Genomic DNA, 15,581 nt, shown 5'->3' with positions numbered 1-15,581 from the left:
GCGGGCGGGGCCCCGGGCCCTACCAGGCCAGCTGCGCGATCTCCTCGCAGACCACCGCGCACGCGTCGGCCGCCGGGTCGATCAGCGGGAAGTGGCCGATGCCGTCCAGCAGGGTCAGGCCGACCAGTTCCCCCGCCTCGCCCGCGGCGGCGACGTACGCCTCCGCCACCGCGTGCGGGACCACGATGTCCTCGCGCCCGTGCACGACGGCGGTGGCGATGCCCGTCGGGAGCAGCGCCGCCGGGTCGGCCGCGGGCCGCCGCGCCTCCCAGTGCTCCGCGCCCCCCAGCAACTGCCCCGACGCACCCCCGCAGACGCCCAGCGCCTGCGCCACCGTGAAGTCCGCGATGGGGGCCAGCGCCACCACCCCGCGCAGCGCGGGCGGCGCGGGCAGCCACCAGGGGGACCCGGCCGGGAGCACGTGCCGGGCGGCCGCCCACAGCGCGAGGTGTCCGCCCGCCGAATGCCCCGTCACCACCGTGCGGCGGGCGTCCGCGGCGGGCAGCGCCCCGGCAGCCAGGCCGGGCAGGGCGTCCATGGCGGCGGCGACGTCGTCGAAGGTCTCCGGCCAGCGCCCGGCGACCGGTCCCTCGGCATCCTGGTGCGGCAGGGAACTGCCGCGCCGGTACTCGACGTTGGCGACGGCGAAGCCCCGGCGGGCCAGGAACTCCGCGAAGGGGGTGACGTGCTGCCGGTCGTAGGGGGCCCGCCAGGCCCCGCCGTGCAGGACCACGACCAGCGGGGCCGGTCCCGAAGCGTCCCCGCGCGGGGCGTAGAAGTCGATGACCTGGTCGGGGTGTTCCCCGTAGGCGGCGCTCGCGTCCGGGGCGACCGCGGGGTGCGAGAAGGCCGAGGCGGCCTCGGCGGCGTCCCGTTCGACTGCGGGGTCCGTCATCGGCTCAACCTCTCGGTAACGCGTGGGACAGCGGGGACAGATGTTCCGGTGTTTCAGCAGAGCGGGACCGTATCAGGCTAGAACCCGCCTTCCTGTGGCCGGACAGCGCGGAACTGGAGCGGGCGGAGCCGTAGCCCCGCCCGCCCGTCGCAGTGACGTTTCGCTACCGGGTCACCCGAAAATGTGACCCAGCGTGCGCGCCGCGCGCTCCACGTCGGCGAATCCGACGTACAGCGGGGTGAACCCGAAGCGCAGGACGTCGGGGGCACGGAAGTCCCCGACGACGCCCCGGGAGACGAGCTCGGCCATCACCGCGCGCGCGTCGCCGGTGCGCAGCGAGACCTGGCTGCCCCGCTCGGCGTGCCCGGCCGGAGTGACCGGCTCGACCCGGCCCCCGGGGACGTACGCCGCCACGCACTCCAGGAAGAAGTCCGTCAGCGCGAGCGACTTGGCGCGGACGTCCTCGATGTCGACGCCCTCCCACACCCCGAGCGCCGCCTCCAGGGCCAGCATGGACAGGATGTCCGGGGTCCCGACCCGCGCCCGGGCCGCGCCCTCGGCCGGCTCGTAGCCAGGGGTCATCGCGAACGGCTCGGCGTGGCTGTTCCAGCCGGGCAGCGGCGAGTCGAAGGCGCCCTGGTGGCGGGCGGCCACGTAGACGTACGCCGGGGAGCCCGGTCCGCCGTTGAGGTACTTGTACGTGCACCCCACCGCGAGGTCCACGGCGTGCGCGTCCAGGCCGACCGGCAGGGCGCCCGCGCTGTGGCACAGGTCCCAGACGATCAGCGCGCCCGCGGCGTGCGCGGCCGCGGTCAGGGCGGGCAGGTCGTGGAGCCGGCCGCTGCGGTAGTCGACGTGGTTCAGGAGCACCACGGCGGTGTCCCCGTCGAAGGCGGCCGCCGCGTCGGCGGGGTCGACGGCCACCAGCTCCAGGCCCGTCAGCCGGGCGGCGGAGGCGGCGATGTAGCCGTCCGTCGGGAAGGTGGTGGCGTCGACGAGCAGCCGGGTCCGGCCGGGGGCCGCCAGGCGGGCGGCGCCGACCAGGGCCTTGAAGAGGTTGACGCTGGTGGAGTCGCCGACGGTCACCTGGCCGGGGGCCGCGCCGACGAGCGGGGCGATCAGGCCGCCGATCCGCTCGGGGGCGGTCCACCAGCCGCTCTCGTCCCAGGAGCGGATGAGGAGCTCGCCCCACTGGCGCCGGACGACGTCCGCGAGGGCGTCGGGGACGGCGGCCGGGAGCGCGCCGAGGGAGTTCCCGTCGAGGTAGACGACCCCGTCGGGGAGGGTGAAGCGCTCGCGGAGCCCCGCGAGCCCGTCCTCGGCGTCCAGCCGCGCGGCGCGGTCCCGCAGCTCGGTCGCGGTCGTGTCGGTCGCGGTCGTGTCGGTCGTGGTCCGGTCGGTCGCGGCCGGGTCGGTCGCGGTCCGGTCGGTCGCGGCCGGGTCGGTCGCGGTCGTGTCAGACATGGCTGCGGGCCGTCCAGAGCTCGGGGAAGACGTTCTTCGTCGCCCGCTTCTCCAGCCAGGTGACCCCGGCGGAGCCGCCCGTGCCGGTCTTCGCACCCATCGCGCGGCGGGTGGCCACCAGGTGGTCGTTGCGCCACCGCCAGACGAGTTCCGCCACGTCCGTGAGGACCTCGCCCAGCCGGTGCAGGTCGGCGTGGCGGCCGTCGGGCTCGGCGTACAGGGCGGTCCAGACGGCCTCGACCTCCGCCGAGGGCTCGTAGCGCAGCGCGAGGTCGCGCGTCAGGACCGACTGGGGGACCGGCAGGCCCCGGCGGGCCAGCAGGCGCAGGGTCTCGTCGTAGAGGCCGGGCTCCTGGAGCGCCTTCTCCAGCTCGCCGTGGACGCGCGGCGCGCCCCGGTGCGGAACCAGCATCGACGCCGACTTCTCGCCGAGCAGGAACTCCATCCGCCGGTACATCGCCGACTGGAAACCGGAACCTTCGCCCAGCGCCGAACGGTAGGCGTTGAACTGCGCGGGAGTGAGCTGCGCGAGGGGCCGCCAGGAGGCGTTCAGGGCCTCCAGCTCGCGGAGGGATCGTTTCAGCGCGTCCATCGCGACCGGGATGTCGTCCTCGCGCAGGGCGCGGGCCGCCGTCTCCCACTCGTAGACGATGACCGTGAACCACAGCTCCATGACCTGGGTCGTCACCAGGAAGACCATCTCGCCGGGATCGTCCGAGCGCAGGTGCTGGAGGTGGGTGAGGACGTCCGCCTGGACGTAGTCCTCGTACGGAGTCGTGCCCGCGAAGTCGAGGTTCGGGGTGTCCGAACCGGCTCCGGAGGCATCAAGGGCGTGCGACATTTCTGTCTCCTCGACACGTGCTTCCGGGTAGCGGTCCGCTCCTTCCGGTGAGGTAAGTGGAGCCCCGGTCCCCTGCCTCGCATCATAAGCAGGGGATCCGGAAGCCCTCTAGGGCGAACGCCTACGGTTATGCGAGCGTGTCCGCGGCCGTCGCCGAGGAGTCGCGCAGGAAGGTCGAGCAGCGCGCGTGCTCGTCCTTCTCCCCGATGGCCCCGGCCGCCCGGGCCAGGGCGTGCAGGGCGCGCAGGAAGCCGCGGTTCGGCTCGTGCTCCCACGGCACCGGGCCGTGGCCCTTCCAGCCGGCCCGGCGCAGCGAGTCGAGGCCGCGGTGGTAGCCGGTGCGGGCGTACGCGTACGACTCGACGGTGTGGCCCGCCGCGAAGGCGCGGTCGGCGAGGGCCGCCCAGGCCAGCGACGAGGTCGGGTGGGCGGCGGCCACCTCGGCCGGGTCGGTCCCGGCGGCGAGGGCCTCGCGGGGGGCGGGCTCGTCGGGCAGGTGGGTGGGGGCCGGGCCCCCGAGCAGGTTCTGGTGAATCGACATGGCCCCAGTGTGTCCGATGGGCCGGACGGGCGCGGTCCCGGCCGACTTGACGGACCGCCGCAATTCCCCGCCCCCGCGGACCCCGGCGTCGCCCAGGCTCCCGTACCGGAGCGTCCGCCGCGGCGGACCGGGGTGGTGGCGCGCCCACCACGTTGCGGGGAAGTGCGGTGGCCGGGGCACCTCCCCCGCAGGGGGGCGGACGGCGGAACGTGGGGGTGCAGTCGATGCACGCCTAGGGGGATGTCGTGGCAACGATCATGAGCAGCAGCACCGTCACCGGCCTGGACCCGGACCCGCTCCGGGCCACGGACCCGCGCCCGGAGCAGGGACCCGACCCGGCCTACGCCATGGCCGACGACCTCTGCGACACCGTCCTCGCCCCCCTGCGCCGCAAGGACCAGCGCGAGAAGGGCCGCCAGTACGTACGGGGGCTGCTCGCCCTGCCCGGCCGCAAGTCGATGCGCGGGATCGCCGCGCAGGTCGGCGGGGGCGCCGCCGAGCAGAGCACCCACCACTTCATCTCCGGCTCCACCTGGGACTGGGAACCGCTGCGCGACGCCCTCGCCGGGTACCTGGAGGCCACCACCCCGCTGACCGCCTGGGTGGCGCAGCCGATGGCGATCCCCAAGGGCGGCGAGCACTCGGTGGGCGTGGCGCACCGCTTCGACCCGCACCTGGGGCAGATGTTCCGCGGCCAGCAGGCCTTCGGCACCTGGTTCGCCTCGTCCTCGCTGGTGACGCCGGTCGGGTGGCGGATGTTCCTGCCCGAGGCGGAGGGCGCCGCCCCGCGCCCGCCCGCCGAGCGCGGGCCGTACGAGGACGCCGCCTACGCGCAGTCCGCGACGGCCGCCGTGCTCGACACCGTGCGCCGCGCCGCGGGCGCCCCCCGGCCGGTGGTGCTGGACGTCCACCGCATCGGCACCCGGTCCACGATGAACCGCTTCGCGCAGGCCGGGGTGCCGGTCATCGCCCGGGCGGATCCGGCGACCCCGCTGCTCGTCACCGACCCGGCACTGCCCGGCCACGGCGCGGGCCCCCGCGGCGCCCGGGACATCCTCCAGTCCGTGCGCGGGCTGTGCACGCCGGTGGAGTGGACCGACCCGGACCCGGCGCACCCGGGCGGCCGGCACCGCAGCACCCTCGCCGTCGCGGTGCGGGTGATGATGCCCGACCCGGCCCCGTCCCGCCGCCGCCACCTGCTGCTGGTCGGCGAGTGGACGGATCCCCGCCGCGCCCCGTCGCAGCTGTGGGTGACCGACCTCGTACGCCTGCCCGTCGGCCCGCTGCTGCGGCTGACGAAGCAGGGGCTGCGCGTCGGCTCCGCCGCCGGGCGCACCGGCCGCGAGGCGGGGCTGCGCGACTTCGCGGGCCGCGCCCTGCCCGGCTGGCACCGGCACGTCACCCTGGCGTCGGTCGCCCACGCCGCCCGCGCCCTGACGGCGTAGCCGCGCGCCGGGGCGGGCCGGGCTCCCGTCAGCCGGGGCGGTGCGCCGCCGTGCGGCGGTCGTGCAGGACCGTGCGGGCCTTGCGCAGCCGCAGGGCCAGCTGGATCTCCAGGGCCCGGGCGGGCTTCTGCCAGTGCGGGCCCAGCAGTTCGGCGATGCGCTCCAGGCGGCGGGAGACGGTGTTGGGGTGCACGTGCAGGCTCTCGGCGGCGTGGGTGGGGCTGGACCCGGCGGCGAAGTAGGCCTCCAGGGTGCGGGTCAGCTCCGTCAGCCGGTCGGCGTCGTACTCCAGGACCGGGCCGATGGTGCGGGCCACGAAGGACTCCACGTCGTGGTCGGCGGACAGCAGCAGCCCGAGGAACCCCAGGTCGCTCAGCGAGGCCGTGCCGCCGACCCCGTCCAGGGCGGTCAGCGCGTCCAGGCAGCGCACCGCCTCGGCGTACACGCGGGCCACCTCCCCCGGGCCCCCGGTGGGTCCGGCGGCGCCGGTGGACACGGCGTGGCCCAGCAGCGGGGAGAGTTCGCCGGAGGCCCGGTGGGCCGCGGCCGAGGCGTCGGCGCCGGGCAGCACCAGGACGATGCAGCCGCGGCGGACGCCCTTGAGGCCGCCCATCCGGTACGCGTACGAGGACGCCCAGGCGAGCGCCTTGCCCAGTTCGCCGCCCTCGGGCCGGGCGACGACCACCACGTGCGGGCGGTCGAGGTCGATGCCGAGCCGTCGGGTGCGCTCCAGCAGGTGCGGGTCGACGGAGTGCGGCCGCTCCAGCAGGTCGGCCAGGAGCTCGTCGTGCACGGGACCTTCGGCGGCGGCCGTACCGCGCTGGATCAGCATCAGGCAGGCCACGGACTGGGCCGCCAGCTGCAGGAGCCGTACGTCCTCGTCGGCGAGCGGCGCGGAGGCGCGCAGCAGCAGCACCCCGAGGTCCTCCGCGCCGGCCAGGACGGGAGCCAGCCACAGGTCGTCCGGCAGCCGCAGCGGCCGCCGGTCGGTCAGCGCCTGGAGGGCCCCCTTGGTCACCGTCTCCTCGTCCAGGCCGGGGAGTTCGCCGGTGGCGGTCAGCGGCCGCCCGCCCGGATCCCGTACCTGGAGGACCCCGTCCAGCGCGTCGGCGGTGGCGCGGGCCACGGTGGGCAGCCCGGCCCCGTCCAGGACCAGCCCGGCCAGCCGGGCGTGGCACTCCCACAGGTAACGGACCCGGGTCAGGGCCGTGTTGGTGCGCGAGCCGAAGGCCTCCAGCTCGGTGACCTCGTCGCGGGTCTGCTCCAGCAGCCGGGCCTTCTCGATGGCCACGGCGGCCAGGTCGGCGAGGGAGAGCATGATGCCGATCTCGTCCGGGGTGAACTGCCGTACGGAGCGGTCGGATCCGTACAGCGCGCCGAGGCTGGAGTCCCCGCGGCGCAGCGGGACCGCGATGATCGCGTGCAGGCCCTCCGCCGCGACGACGGCGTCGATGCCGGGCGAGTGGGCGATGGCCGGGTCGGCGAGGTAGTCGGCGGTCCACACCGGGGACTGGCGGGCCTGGGCGATGCTGCCGAGGCCCCGGCCGGTGCCGAGTTCGAGGCCGACGTTGAAGGCGGTGGTCTCGCCCTCGGAGGTGCGCACGTACGCGGACCCGTCGGGGCGGCTGAGCGAGACCCACGCCATGTCGAAGCCCAGCAGGCGCCGGGCCCGGCGGGTGATCAGGCGCAGCAGGCCGTCGATGTCGTACGGGGAGGTGAGGTCGTGCGCGGTGTCGACGAGGGCGGTGAGGGCGGCCTCGCGCTGCTTGCGGCGGGCCGCGCCGGCCCGGACGGTGCGGGCGAGCTCGACGGCCCGGGTGAGCTCGGCGAGGACGGCCTCCCCGGCGCCCGCGCCGTGGGCTTCGGCGAGCAGGGCGTCGTAGCGGCTCTGCGGGGCGTCCGCCGCGAGCAGTTCCAGTACGGCCAGTGAGCCCCCGTCGTCCCCGCCCATGGTGCCCTTCCCCCGTCCGACCAGCTGTTTTGCGCCCGGCTCCCGAACCTAGGTTCCGTCCGGCGGGGGGTCAAGCAGGACGCGCCCGGACGGCGCCGGCCGCGGTCTTCGGCCGGTCAGCAGCGGGCGCCGCAGGCCAGCGCCCGCTCGGCGGCGGGCGTCACGGGCGTCACGGGCGTCACCGGCGTCACGGGCCGGCCTCCGGCGCGGGCCGGCCCGGAGCCGGGGCGGCCGCCACCGGCCGGGCCCGGACCGGCCGCCGGGCGGATCGCGCCGCCCAGGCGGGGTCCGGAGGCGGGGCGGCCGGCCAGGGCCCGCGCCTCGGCCCGGCGCAGCGCGTCCGGGTAGGCGCCGTCGGGCCGCCCGGCGCCCGCCCCGCGCAGGCCCGCCAGTTCCAGGCGCAGTTCGCGGTGGCGGCCGAGCGCGAGTTCCGCTTCGACCCACTGGCCGAGTACGGAGATCCGGTCCGCGTCGAGCGCCGCGATGCGGCCGCGGAGCCAGGGGCCCGCCTCGACGCCGTCCAGGGCGGGGCCGGTCCACAGGTCCAGGGCGCGGCGCAGCCGGGAGGCGGCGCGGGCGAAGTCGCCCCGGCTCATGGCCCGGTACCCGGCGCCCGCCTCGCGCTCGAACTCCCGCACGTCGCAGCGGCCGCCGCCGGTGTCGAGAAGATACCCGCCGGGACGTGACGAGAGCACCGTTTCCGCGGTCCGTACCCCGCAGGTCCCCAGCGCCTCGGCGAACCGCTCGCGCAGACGGCGTACGGCGGCGTGCAGGGCGGCCCGGGCGTGCTCGGGCGGCACCCGGCCGGACAGCTCGTCGGCGAGCACCGCGACCGGTACGACCCGGTCGGGAGAGGCGGCGAGCACCGCCAGGACGTGCCGGGACTCCGGTGTCGGGGCCGTGACGGGCACGCCGTTCTCGGTGACCCGCGGTGGTCCGAGCACATCGATGTCCACAGTCTTCTCCCCCTGGGCGGCAGCAGAAAAATAATACCCGGAAGGATCTTTCAGGGAAGGGGTGGCGGGGTCCCGTCCTCGCGTCAGACGGAGATCCCCCGGTCGGCGACGGACGCGGCTCCGGCGGCAGCGGCTCCGACGGGCGCGGCCGCGGCCGGCTCCGCCCCGCCGGCGTCCGCCGGAGCCGTCCCGCCCGGGCAGCCGCTCCGGCAGCTGTGGCCCCCGTCGGGCCCGTACAGCGCCCGCGCGCCCCGCCCGGGCCGGGTGTCGAGCCGGATCGCCACGGCCGGCACCACCACGTTCGGCATGACGTGCGAGTACAGCTCGGAGACCTGCGCGTCCAGGTCCAGCCGGAGCGTCTGGGACATGGTGTTCAGCCCCGCGTACGCGCCCACGATCAGCCGCGACGGCACCAGCGGGTCCACGTTGGGCAGCAGTTCCCCGCGCCGCTCCGCCTCCTCCAGCACACCGACGTGCAGGTCGATCCAGGCCTGGTAGGGGGCGGCCTTGTCGAGGTGGCGGCCGGCGTGGTCCAGGGTCAGCCGGGCGCTCGCCCGCATCAGCGTCTCGTGCCGCAGCCGGTGCGAGAACACCATGCCGATGTCCACGAACTCCTGGGTCTTGTACGGCTGGGGGACCAGCTCCGGCTGCGAGGCGTTCTGCGCGTCGATGACGGCCTGGGCCAGGGCTTCCTTGGAGTCGAAGTGGAAGTAGAGCGCGCCCTTGGTGACCTTCGCGATGTTGACGATGTCGGAGAGCTTGGCCGTCTCGTAGCCGTGCTCCTCGAAGACCTCGGCCGCCGCTTCCAGGATCGCCCGACGCGTGCGCACCGCCCGGTCCTGCTTCACCTGGGGTCGCTCTGTCCTCATGTCTGGCGTCGCCTCTCCTGGCCCGCCGGCATTACATCCCCACGGGTACGTTTCTGTGGGTAGATTCCACACCATGGCGCGGCCGCCCGTCCACCGGAGCCCCCCGCCTCCGTCACAAAGGCCCGGCCCGACGGCCCGTCGCACGGGCCCGGCGCGACCAACGCGGCGCGGCCACCCGGCCGCGACCGCGCGGAAGGGGGCCCGCCGGTCCGTGGTGCGGACCGGCGGACCCCCTTCCCGGGTCCTCGGCGGGGACGGACGCCCCCGGCGCGGGTTACTTCAGCCTGGTGCCCGTGGAGCGCAGGTCCGCGCAGGCCGCGGTGACGCGCTTGGCCATGCCGGCCTCGGCCAGCTTGCCCCAGGTGCGCGGGTCGTAGGTGGACTTGGTGCCGACCTCGCCGTCGACCTTCAGCACGCCGTCGTAGTTGCGGAACATGTGGTCCGCGACCGGGCGGGTGAAGGCGTACTGGGTGTCGGTGTCGAGGTTCATCTTCACGACGCCGTTCTCCAGCGCGGTGGCGATCTCCTCGGCCGTGGAGCCCGAGCCGCCGTGGAAGACGAAGTCGAACGGCGAGGACTTGCCGTACTTCTCGCCGACGCCGGCCTGGAGGTCCTTGAGGAGCTCGGGGCGCAGGACGACGTTGCCCGGCTTGTAGACGCCGTGCACGTTGCCGAAGGAGGCGGCCAGCAGGTAGCGGCCCTTCTCGCCCAGGCCGAGGGCCTCGGCGGTGCGCAGCGCGTCGTCGACGGTGGTGTACAGCTCGTCGTTGATCTCGTGGCTGACGCCGTCCTCCTCGCCGCCGGTCGGGGTGATCTCGACCTCAAGGATGATCTTCGCGGCGGCGGCCTTGGCGAGCAGCTCCTGGCCGATGGCCAGGTTGTCGGCCAGGGTCTCGGCGGAGCCGTCCCACATGTGCGACTGGAAGAGCGGGTTCAGGCCGCGGGCCACGCGCTCGGCGGAGACCTCCAGGAGCGGACGGACGTAGCCGTCCAGCTTGTCCTTCGGGCAGTGGTCCGTGTGCAGCGCGACGGTGATGTCGTACTTGGCGGCGACGACGTGCGCGAACTCGGCCAGGGCGACCGCGCCGGTGACCATGTCCTTGTTGTACTGGCCACCCAGGAACTCGGCACCGCCGGTGGAGATCTGGATGATGCCGTCGCTCTCGGCCTCCGCGAAGCCGCGCAGCGCAGCGTGCAGGGTCTGGGTCGAGGTCACGTTGATCGCCGGGTAGGCGAACTTGCCTGCCTTCGCCCGGTCGAGCATCTCGTTGTAGACCTCGGGGGTTGCGATGGGCATCTGTCCGCTCCTTGGATGTGCGGGGAGTGTGCTTATTGCGGGCCCTGACCTGGGGGCGACGTCAGACGTCGCCCCCATCTTTCCAGACTCGGCGCAACACTCCAGCCCACCCGTCTCGCCATCCGGTCCGGCGCGGGTGGAGCCCTTCGCGGGGAGCGCCCCACCCACCCGGAAAGGAGCAGGTCAGGGCCCGGTGAGCCGGGCCGCGGGGACCTTGGTCCCCAGTTGTCCGCACGCTCCCCGTGTCCCCGGCGCGGGGCGGGTCAGCCGAGGCCGAGGTCCCCGAGGCGGTAGCCGGTCAGGTAGGGCAGGCCCGCCGCGGCGATGGCGTCGGCCGCGCCCCGGTCCACGATGGTGGCGACGGCGACGACCTCGCCGCCCGCCTCGCGGACCGCTTCGACGGCGGTCAGCGGGGAGCCGCCGGTGGTCGAGGTGTCCTCGACGACCAGGCAGCGCTTGCCCTTGACCTCGGTGCCCTCGATGCGGCGCTGCATGCCGTGCGCCTTCTGCGCCTTGCGGACGACGAAGGCGTCGAGGCGCCCGCCGCGCGCGGCCGAGGCGTGCAGCATCGAGGTGGCGACCGGGTCGGCGCCCAGGGTCAGGCCGCCGACGCAGTCGAAGTCGAGGTCGGCGGTGAGGTCGAGCATGACCTGCCCGACCATCGGGGCGGCCTCGCCGTCGAGGGTGATCCGGCGGAGGTCGATGTAGTAGTCGGCCTCCTTGCCGGAGGAGAGCGTCACCTTGCCGTGCACGACGGCCTTGTCCTTGATCTGCTGCAGAAGCGCATCGCGTACGTCAGTCATGCCCCCGAGCTTAATTGCGCCCTACGGGAGCCGCCGCCAGGTCCAGGTGCTGGAGATCTCCAGCGGGTCGACGGGCGTGACCAGCCGCGGGAGCGTGTTCAGACCGTTCGGGGGGCCGGACTGGGGCTCCACGCAGACGGCCTCGGGCTGCTCGTCGTAGATCACCACCCATTCGGCGCGGCTGGTCACCTTCAGCTCCAGGCGGCCGGGCCAGGTGAGGGTGACGTCGACGCCGCCGGGCATCCCGAAGCAGTCGTCCCAGGGGCCCGGCTTCGGGTCGGTGCGGCGGCCGGTGGGCAGGTGGTCCTCCCCGCGTTCCTCCTGCCACTGCGGCGCGAAGCCGATCTGCGCCTCGGGGCCGCCGGGTTCGAGGACGCGGTTGAACCAGGGGTGCCAGCCCGCCTGCGCCGGGAAGGAGTCCCCGTACGTCTCCACGCCCATGGTGAGCGTCAGCGCGTCCTCGGTGAGTTCGAAGACCTGCGTCACCCGGCCGGCGTAGGGCCAGGGGTCGGCCAGGTCGTAGACGAAGGCCGCCCGGGTCCCGCTCGCCCCGGCGGGCTGCCAGGCCGCGTCCCGGCCGAAGCCGTGGATGGCGTGCGGCGGGTGGTTCAGGGGCAGCTGGTGGACGGTCGCCCCGTCGCGGAACCGCCCGTTCGCCGTCCGGCCGCACCAGGGGACCATCGGGAAGGCCCCGAAGTGCGGGCCCTGGCGCAGCAGCTCGGTGCCGTCGACGCGCAGGCCGGCGATCCGGCAGCCGTTCTCCGGGTCGATGGTGATCTCGGCGCCGCCGGCGCTCAGTCGCGTACTCATACCGCGACCCTACGGCCCGTCAGCGGCGGCGGCGCAACGCCCGTCCGACCACGACGGCCGAGGCCAGGGCGAGTGCCGCGGCCGGGGCGACCCAGCGCATCCCGGCTCCCGCGCCGGCGGCGGAGGGGGCGGGGACGGGGGCGTAGCGGCCGCGCGGGGGCAGGTGGTCGACCTCCTCGGCGCTGCGGCCGATCATCGTGCGGCGGGCGTGCGCGGCCTCGGCCGGGGGGCCGGCCGGAGCATCGGGTCCCCCGGGGGCGCCCGGGGCGCCGTCCGCGGCGGGCTCCCCGCTCAGGAAGGGGTCGAGGGCGGGGTCGAGGGCGGGCGGCGGTACCTCGGTGTCGAACACGGAGGCGGTGACCTCGGTGACGTCCTCGCCCGGCTCCCCCGTCCCCCGGGCCTCCTCCGCTTCCTCGGCCTCGGCCACCGGGTCGTGCGGCTGCTCGCGCTCGGGCGCGCAGGCGCCCGCCAGATTGGCGGCGAACCGGTCCAGCAGACGGCGCCCGGCGGTGACGGTGGCCCCCGGATCGAAGCCCTCGGCCCGCCCCTTGGCCTCGGCCCCGGCGGTGAACTCCAGCCGGGTGCCGCCCTCGTGCGGGACCAGCCGCAGCCCGATCCGGAGCGCGACGGTGCCGCTGCCGCGCACCTCGGCGCCCTCGCCGACGGCCTCGAAGCGGCCGGGTTCGGGCTCGGTGAGGGCCAGCGCCCCGCGGTAGGTCACGGTGTGCCCGCCGACCCGCACCTTGAGCCGTCCGGCCGGCGGTCCGGCGTCGGCGTCCTGCTGGAGGCCGGGAACGCAGCGGGCCACCCGGGCGGGGTCGCGCAGCACTGCGCGGAGATCGTCTGCCGGTACCGGAACGAACACCTGATGCTCCATGTGGTCGAGCCTACCGACGGGACCCGTCCGCGCACACGGACACGACGGCTCCGGGGCCCGCCCGCCCGGGATCAGGAGTAGCGCGGGTGCGGGAGCGTGGAGGGCGGGAGCCCGGCCGGACGGGTCCGGGCGATGTCGCGGGCGGAGTCCTGCAGGGAGCGGGTGGACACCGCGCGCAGGGCGGGCGTGTCGCGGTCCACGCGCAGTTCGGGGACCTTCTCGCGGGCGGCGAGCACGTAGCCCCAGTCCTGCGTCGGCGAGCCGGTGGCGCCCGCCGTGCGGTCGGGCCCGGCGGCGAAGCCGGAGAGCCGGCCGCCCGCGCTGTAGGGGGTGGTCAGCAGCCCGGCGGCGCGCAGGGTGGCGTCGACGGTCCAGTAGGTGCGCGGCCGGGTGGTCAGCGGCCCGGCGTGCACGGCGAGGCGCCCGCCGGGGTTCAGGGCCCGTGCGGCGAGCCCGTAGAACTCCTGCGAGTAGAGCTTCGTGCTCGGGGTGATGCCCGGGTCGGGCAGGTCGGAGACGATGACGTCGAAGCGGGCGCGGGCGGCGGGACCGCGCAGCCAGCGGAAGGCGTCCTCGGTGACGACGGCCAGCCGCGGGTCCTCGTAGGCGCGGCCGTTGAGCACGGAGAGCATCGGGTCGGTGCGAGCGAGCCGGACGACGCCGGGGTCGAGCTCGACGACGGTGACGGAGGCGACGTCCCGGTAGCGCAGCACCTCGCGGGCGGCGAGCCCGTCGCCCCCGCCGAGGACCAGGACACGGGCGTGCGGCCCGGTCATCGCGGGGTGCACCAGGGCCTCGTGGTAGCGGTACTCGTCGTAGCCGGAGACCCGCAGGCGGCCGTCGAGGTAGAGGTCGAGGGAGCGGGGGGAGCCGGTGGCGGGGCCGGTCAGCACCAGTTCCTGCACGCCGGTCTGGACGGCGACCCGCACCTCCCCGCCGTAGACGGCGGTGCGCGCGATCCGTTCGAAGTCGTCGGCGAGCAGGGTCGCGCAGGCGAGGACGGCGAGGACGGTGGCGTTGGCGGCGATCAGCAGCCAACGGCAGCGGCGGCTGAGGTCGCACCGGAACAGCCACAGGACGAGGCCGCCCCCGGCGACCGCGTTGACCGTGCCGGTGAGCAGCGCGCCGGTGAGCTGGCCGACCATCGGCAGCAGCAGGAAGGGGAAGGCGAGGCCGCCCACGAGGGCGCCCACGTAGTCGGCGGCGAACAGGTCGGCGACGGCGCCGCCGGCGTCCTGTCTGCGGATGCGCTGGATGAGGACCATCAGCAGCGGGATCTCCGCGCCGATGAGCACGCCGATGGCGAAGGAGAAGCCGACGAGCGCCGGGCGGGACTCCCCCAGCCAGGCGAAGCTCGCGTACAGGGCCATGGCGGAGAATCCGCCGAGCAGGGCGAGGGCGGCCTCAATCGCGCCGAAGCCGAAGGCGGGCCGGGCGCGCAGGTGTTTGGCGAGCAGGGAGCCGACGCCCATGGCGAAGACCATGACGGACAGCACGACGGACGCCTGGGTGACGGAGTCGCCGATGAGGTACGAGCCGAGGGCGAGGAGCTCCAGCTCGTAGACGAGTCCGCAGGCGGCGCACACGAACACCGTGGCCAGGACGAGGAGTCGGCCGGTCCGTGCACGTACGGGCAGGGCGGCGGCCGGGACGGTCTGCACGCCCCGCGGCTCCGCCGCCGGGAGCACCCCGCGGGGGGCGGAACGGTCGATCATGAAGCGAACCGTACGTCACCGCCCGCGCACACCCTGTCACCCACATGGGTGCAACTGGCGCACTTATCCGGCCAGTTGGCGCAATCGGCGCGCAACCCGCCCTAGACGGCCGCCCCCATCCGTACGCCGACCCGGGTGCGGGTGGCCACCAGCTGGCCCTCCTGCGGGTAGGCGTGCCAGGTCCGCCAGCGCACCTGCCCCTCGCAGCGCTGCGCGAGCAGGGCGGTGAAGGCGTGTTCGTCGCCGGGAAAGGTGCCCGCTAGCCCGTTCGGGTGGTCCGCGACCAGGGCCAGCAACTCCTGGGCCCGCCCGGTGAAGGAGCCGCGGGAGAGGGTCTCGACCCGCGCGGCGAACTCGTACTCCCAGTCGCCCACCCGCTTGGCCACGCCCAGCGGCAGCGGCGTACTGCTGCCGGGCATGCAGGCGACCGTCTCCGAGCAGAGCACCTCGCCCTCCTCCAGGAACACCTGGTGGGAGGCTCCGAGCAGACGCAACTCCACCTTCGCGTCCGCGAGCTGGAGGTTCAGCACGGCAAGGGCGGGCAGCCGCTCCCGTCCCAGGGCCCAGGCGAGATCGGCGGCACGCGTGTCGGTGTAGGTGGTCTGGAGGGTCGTGAGCATGAGTCGGCTCCGCAAACGCGCGAGGGAGATGGGCCGGAGCCCGCCAGCGGTAGTCAACGGGTGGGGGGACACCGGCACGGGTCCACAGGAAGTCCAGGGAGGCCCGAGGACTGGTCTACTCAACCGAGGGAATCATGAAAGGCACGGCACTCACAGCGTTTTTACCCAACTTGACGGGGTTTACATCCCACCGGGGGCTACACAGTTCACGTGTTCAACGGGACGCCGCCCGTACGCCGCAGTGCGGGCCCGAACAAGAAGACGCCCCGGGGAAGTTGTCCCCACCGGAGCGCGCGTTCACGCAGGTCCGGCAGGCCCCTTCCAGTGTCAGCTGGACCCGCAGCCACCGCCACCGCAGGAGGACGACGAACCGCAGGAGGAAGAAGAACCGCACGAGGAGGAGGAACCGCAGGACGAGGAGGATCCGCACGAGGAGCCCCCGCCCCCGCCGGCCCACCAGCTGCTGCTGCTGCCACTGCCGCCGCTGCCGCTGCCGC

General features: G+C 75.0%; 15 protein-coding genes. 1 reads left to right on the top strand and 14 read right to left on the bottom strand.

All coding sequences use genetic code 11. From position 1 onward, the window contains the following. Positions 1 to 19 precede the first annotated feature (19 nt). The 4 genes from ACGFXC_RS15015 to ACGFXC_RS15000 form a co-directional block, all read right to left on the bottom strand. Positions 20 to 895, bottom strand: a complete 876-nt coding sequence (locus tag ACGFXC_RS15015; RefSeq protein WP_393712850.1) for an alpha/beta hydrolase — start codon at positions 893 to 895, stop codon at positions 20 to 22. Positions 896 to 1,066: 171 nt separating this feature from the next. Continuing rightward, a complete protein-coding gene (kynU, locus tag ACGFXC_RS15010) occupies positions 1,067 to 2,359 on the bottom strand; it encodes a kynureninase (protein ID WP_393712848.1) in 1,293 nt (430 codons plus the stop codon). Continuing rightward, on the bottom strand, positions 2,352 to 3,200 hold the full coding sequence (locus ACGFXC_RS15005) for a tryptophan 2,3-dioxygenase family protein (RefSeq protein ID WP_393712846.1): 849 nt from the start codon (positions 3,198 to 3,200) through the stop codon (positions 2,352 to 2,354). The genes kynU and ACGFXC_RS15005 overlap by 8 nt, the downstream gene beginning before the upstream one ends. 127 nt (positions 3,201 to 3,327) lie before the next feature. Continuing rightward, positions 3,328 to 3,741, bottom strand: a complete 414-nt coding sequence (locus tag ACGFXC_RS15000) for a DUF3151 domain-containing protein (RefSeq protein ID WP_393712844.1) — start codon at positions 3,739 to 3,741, stop codon at positions 3,328 to 3,330. A 257-nt stretch (positions 3,742 to 3,998) separates the two neighbouring features. Here ACGFXC_RS15000 and ACGFXC_RS14995 point away from each other — a divergent pair, with 257 nt between their 5' ends. Beyond that, entirely contained in the window at positions 3,999 to 5,186 is a 1,188-nt protein-coding gene (locus ACGFXC_RS14995) for an IS701 family transposase (protein ID WP_393712842.1), read from the top strand. A 28-nt stretch (positions 5,187 to 5,214) separates the two neighbouring features. On the opposite strand, the gene ACGFXC_RS14990 is transcribed toward ACGFXC_RS14995, so the two are convergent. From ACGFXC_RS14990 to ACGFXC_RS14945, 10 genes are all read right to left on the bottom strand, one after another. Continuing rightward, the gene (locus tag ACGFXC_RS14990) at positions 5,215 to 7,137 is read right to left on the bottom strand and encodes a helix-turn-helix domain-containing protein (RefSeq protein WP_393712841.1); all 1,923 of its coding nucleotides are present in this window, start codon (positions 7,135 to 7,137) and stop codon (positions 5,215 to 5,217) included. A gap of 116 nt (positions 7,138 to 7,253) precedes the next feature. Continuing rightward, complete coding sequence (locus ACGFXC_RS14985; protein ID WP_393712839.1) at positions 7,254 to 8,093, bottom strand: BTAD domain-containing putative transcriptional regulator; 840 nt, start codon at positions 8,091 to 8,093, stop codon at positions 7,254 to 7,256. Between the two features lie 83 nt (positions 8,094 to 8,176). Then, positions 8,177 to 8,962: a ScbR family autoregulator-binding transcription factor gene (locus ACGFXC_RS14980; protein WP_393712837.1), complete on the bottom strand. Its 786-nt coding sequence runs from the start codon at positions 8,960 to 8,962 to the stop codon at positions 8,177 to 8,179. 274 nt (positions 8,963 to 9,236) lie between these two features. Then, the gene (gene fbaA / locus ACGFXC_RS14975) at positions 9,237 to 10,259 is read right to left on the bottom strand and encodes a class II fructose-bisphosphate aldolase (RefSeq protein WP_393712836.1); all 1,023 of its coding nucleotides are present in this window, start codon (positions 10,257 to 10,259) and stop codon (positions 9,237 to 9,239) included. 263 nt (positions 10,260 to 10,522) lie between these two features. Next, complete coding sequence (gene pyrE / locus ACGFXC_RS14970; RefSeq protein ID WP_393712834.1) at positions 10,523 to 11,062, bottom strand: orotate phosphoribosyltransferase; 540 nt, start codon at positions 11,060 to 11,062, stop codon at positions 10,523 to 10,525. A 21-nt stretch (positions 11,063 to 11,083) separates the two neighbouring features. Continuing rightward, the gene (locus tag ACGFXC_RS14965) at positions 11,084 to 11,872 is read right to left on the bottom strand and encodes an aldose 1-epimerase (RefSeq protein WP_393712832.1); all 789 of its coding nucleotides are present in this window, start codon (positions 11,870 to 11,872) and stop codon (positions 11,084 to 11,086) included. Between the two features lie 19 nt (positions 11,873 to 11,891). Continuing rightward, complete coding sequence (locus tag ACGFXC_RS14960; protein ID WP_393712831.1) at positions 11,892 to 12,749, bottom strand: SRPBCC family protein; 858 nt, start codon at positions 12,747 to 12,749, stop codon at positions 11,892 to 11,894. A 71-nt stretch (positions 12,750 to 12,820) separates the two neighbouring features. After that, positions 12,821 to 14,464, bottom strand: a complete 1,644-nt coding sequence (locus ACGFXC_RS14955; protein WP_393712829.1) for a polyamine aminopropyltransferase — start codon at positions 14,462 to 14,464, stop codon at positions 12,821 to 12,823. A 101-nt stretch (positions 14,465 to 14,565) separates the two neighbouring features. Then, on the bottom strand, positions 14,566 to 15,084 hold the full coding sequence (locus ACGFXC_RS14950) for a DUF2617 family protein (protein WP_393712828.1): 519 nt from the start codon (positions 15,082 to 15,084) through the stop codon (positions 14,566 to 14,568). Between the two features lie 214 nt (positions 15,085 to 15,298). Then, entirely contained in the window at positions 15,299 to 15,514 is a 216-nt protein-coding gene (locus ACGFXC_RS14945) for a hypothetical protein (protein ID WP_393712826.1), read from the bottom strand. Between the last annotated feature and the right edge of the window lie 67 nt (positions 15,515 to 15,581).

The organism is Streptomyces sp. NPDC048507, from assembly GCF_043199995.1.
GTDB lineage: Bacteria > Actinomycetota > Actinomycetes > Streptomycetales > Streptomycetaceae > Streptomyces.
This window is presented reverse-complemented; position numbering and strand designations above follow the sequence as displayed.

Bases quoted from the DNA above. Each gene is read 5' to 3' on its own strand.
- ACGFXC_RS15015 (WP_393712850.1), bottom strand. From the start codon at position 895: ATGACGGACCCCGCAGTCGAACGGGACGCCGCCGAGGCCGCCTCGGCC.
- kynU (WP_393712848.1), bottom strand. From the start codon at position 2,359: ATGTCTGACACGACCGCGACCGACCCGGCCGCGACCGACCGGACCGCG.
- ACGFXC_RS15005 (WP_393712846.1), bottom strand. From the start codon at position 3,200: ATGTCGCACGCCCTTGATGCCTCCGGAGCCGGTTCGGACACCCCGAAC.
- ACGFXC_RS15000 (WP_393712844.1), bottom strand. From the start codon at position 3,741: ATGTCGATTCACCAGAACCTGCTCGGGGGCCCGGCCCCCACCCACCTG.
- ACGFXC_RS14995 (WP_393712842.1), top strand. From the start codon at position 3,999: ATGAGCAGCAGCACCGTCACCGGCCTGGACCCGGACCCGCTCCGGGCC.
- ACGFXC_RS14990 (WP_393712841.1), bottom strand. From the start codon at position 7,137: ATGGGCGGGGACGACGGGGGCTCACTGGCCGTACTGGAACTGCTCGCG.
- ACGFXC_RS14980 (WP_393712837.1), bottom strand. From the start codon at position 8,962: ATGAGGACAGAGCGACCCCAGGTGAAGCAGGACCGGGCGGTGCGCACG.
- fbaA (WP_393712836.1), bottom strand. From the start codon at position 10,259: ATGCCCATCGCAACCCCCGAGGTCTACAACGAGATGCTCGACCGGGCG.
- pyrE (WP_393712834.1), bottom strand. From the start codon at position 11,062: ATGACTGACGTACGCGATGCGCTTCTGCAGCAGATCAAGGACAAGGCC.
- ACGFXC_RS14965 (WP_393712832.1), bottom strand. From the start codon at position 11,872: ATGAGTACGCGACTGAGCGCCGGCGGCGCCGAGATCACCATCGACCCG.
- ACGFXC_RS14960 (WP_393712831.1), bottom strand. From the start codon at position 12,749: ATGGAGCATCAGGTGTTCGTTCCGGTACCGGCAGACGATCTCCGCGCA.
- ACGFXC_RS14955 (WP_393712829.1), bottom strand. From the start codon at position 14,464: ATGATCGACCGTTCCGCCCCCCGCGGGGTGCTCCCGGCGGCGGAGCCG.
- ACGFXC_RS14950 (WP_393712828.1), bottom strand. From the start codon at position 15,084: ATGCTCACGACCCTCCAGACCACCTACACCGACACGCGTGCCGCCGAT.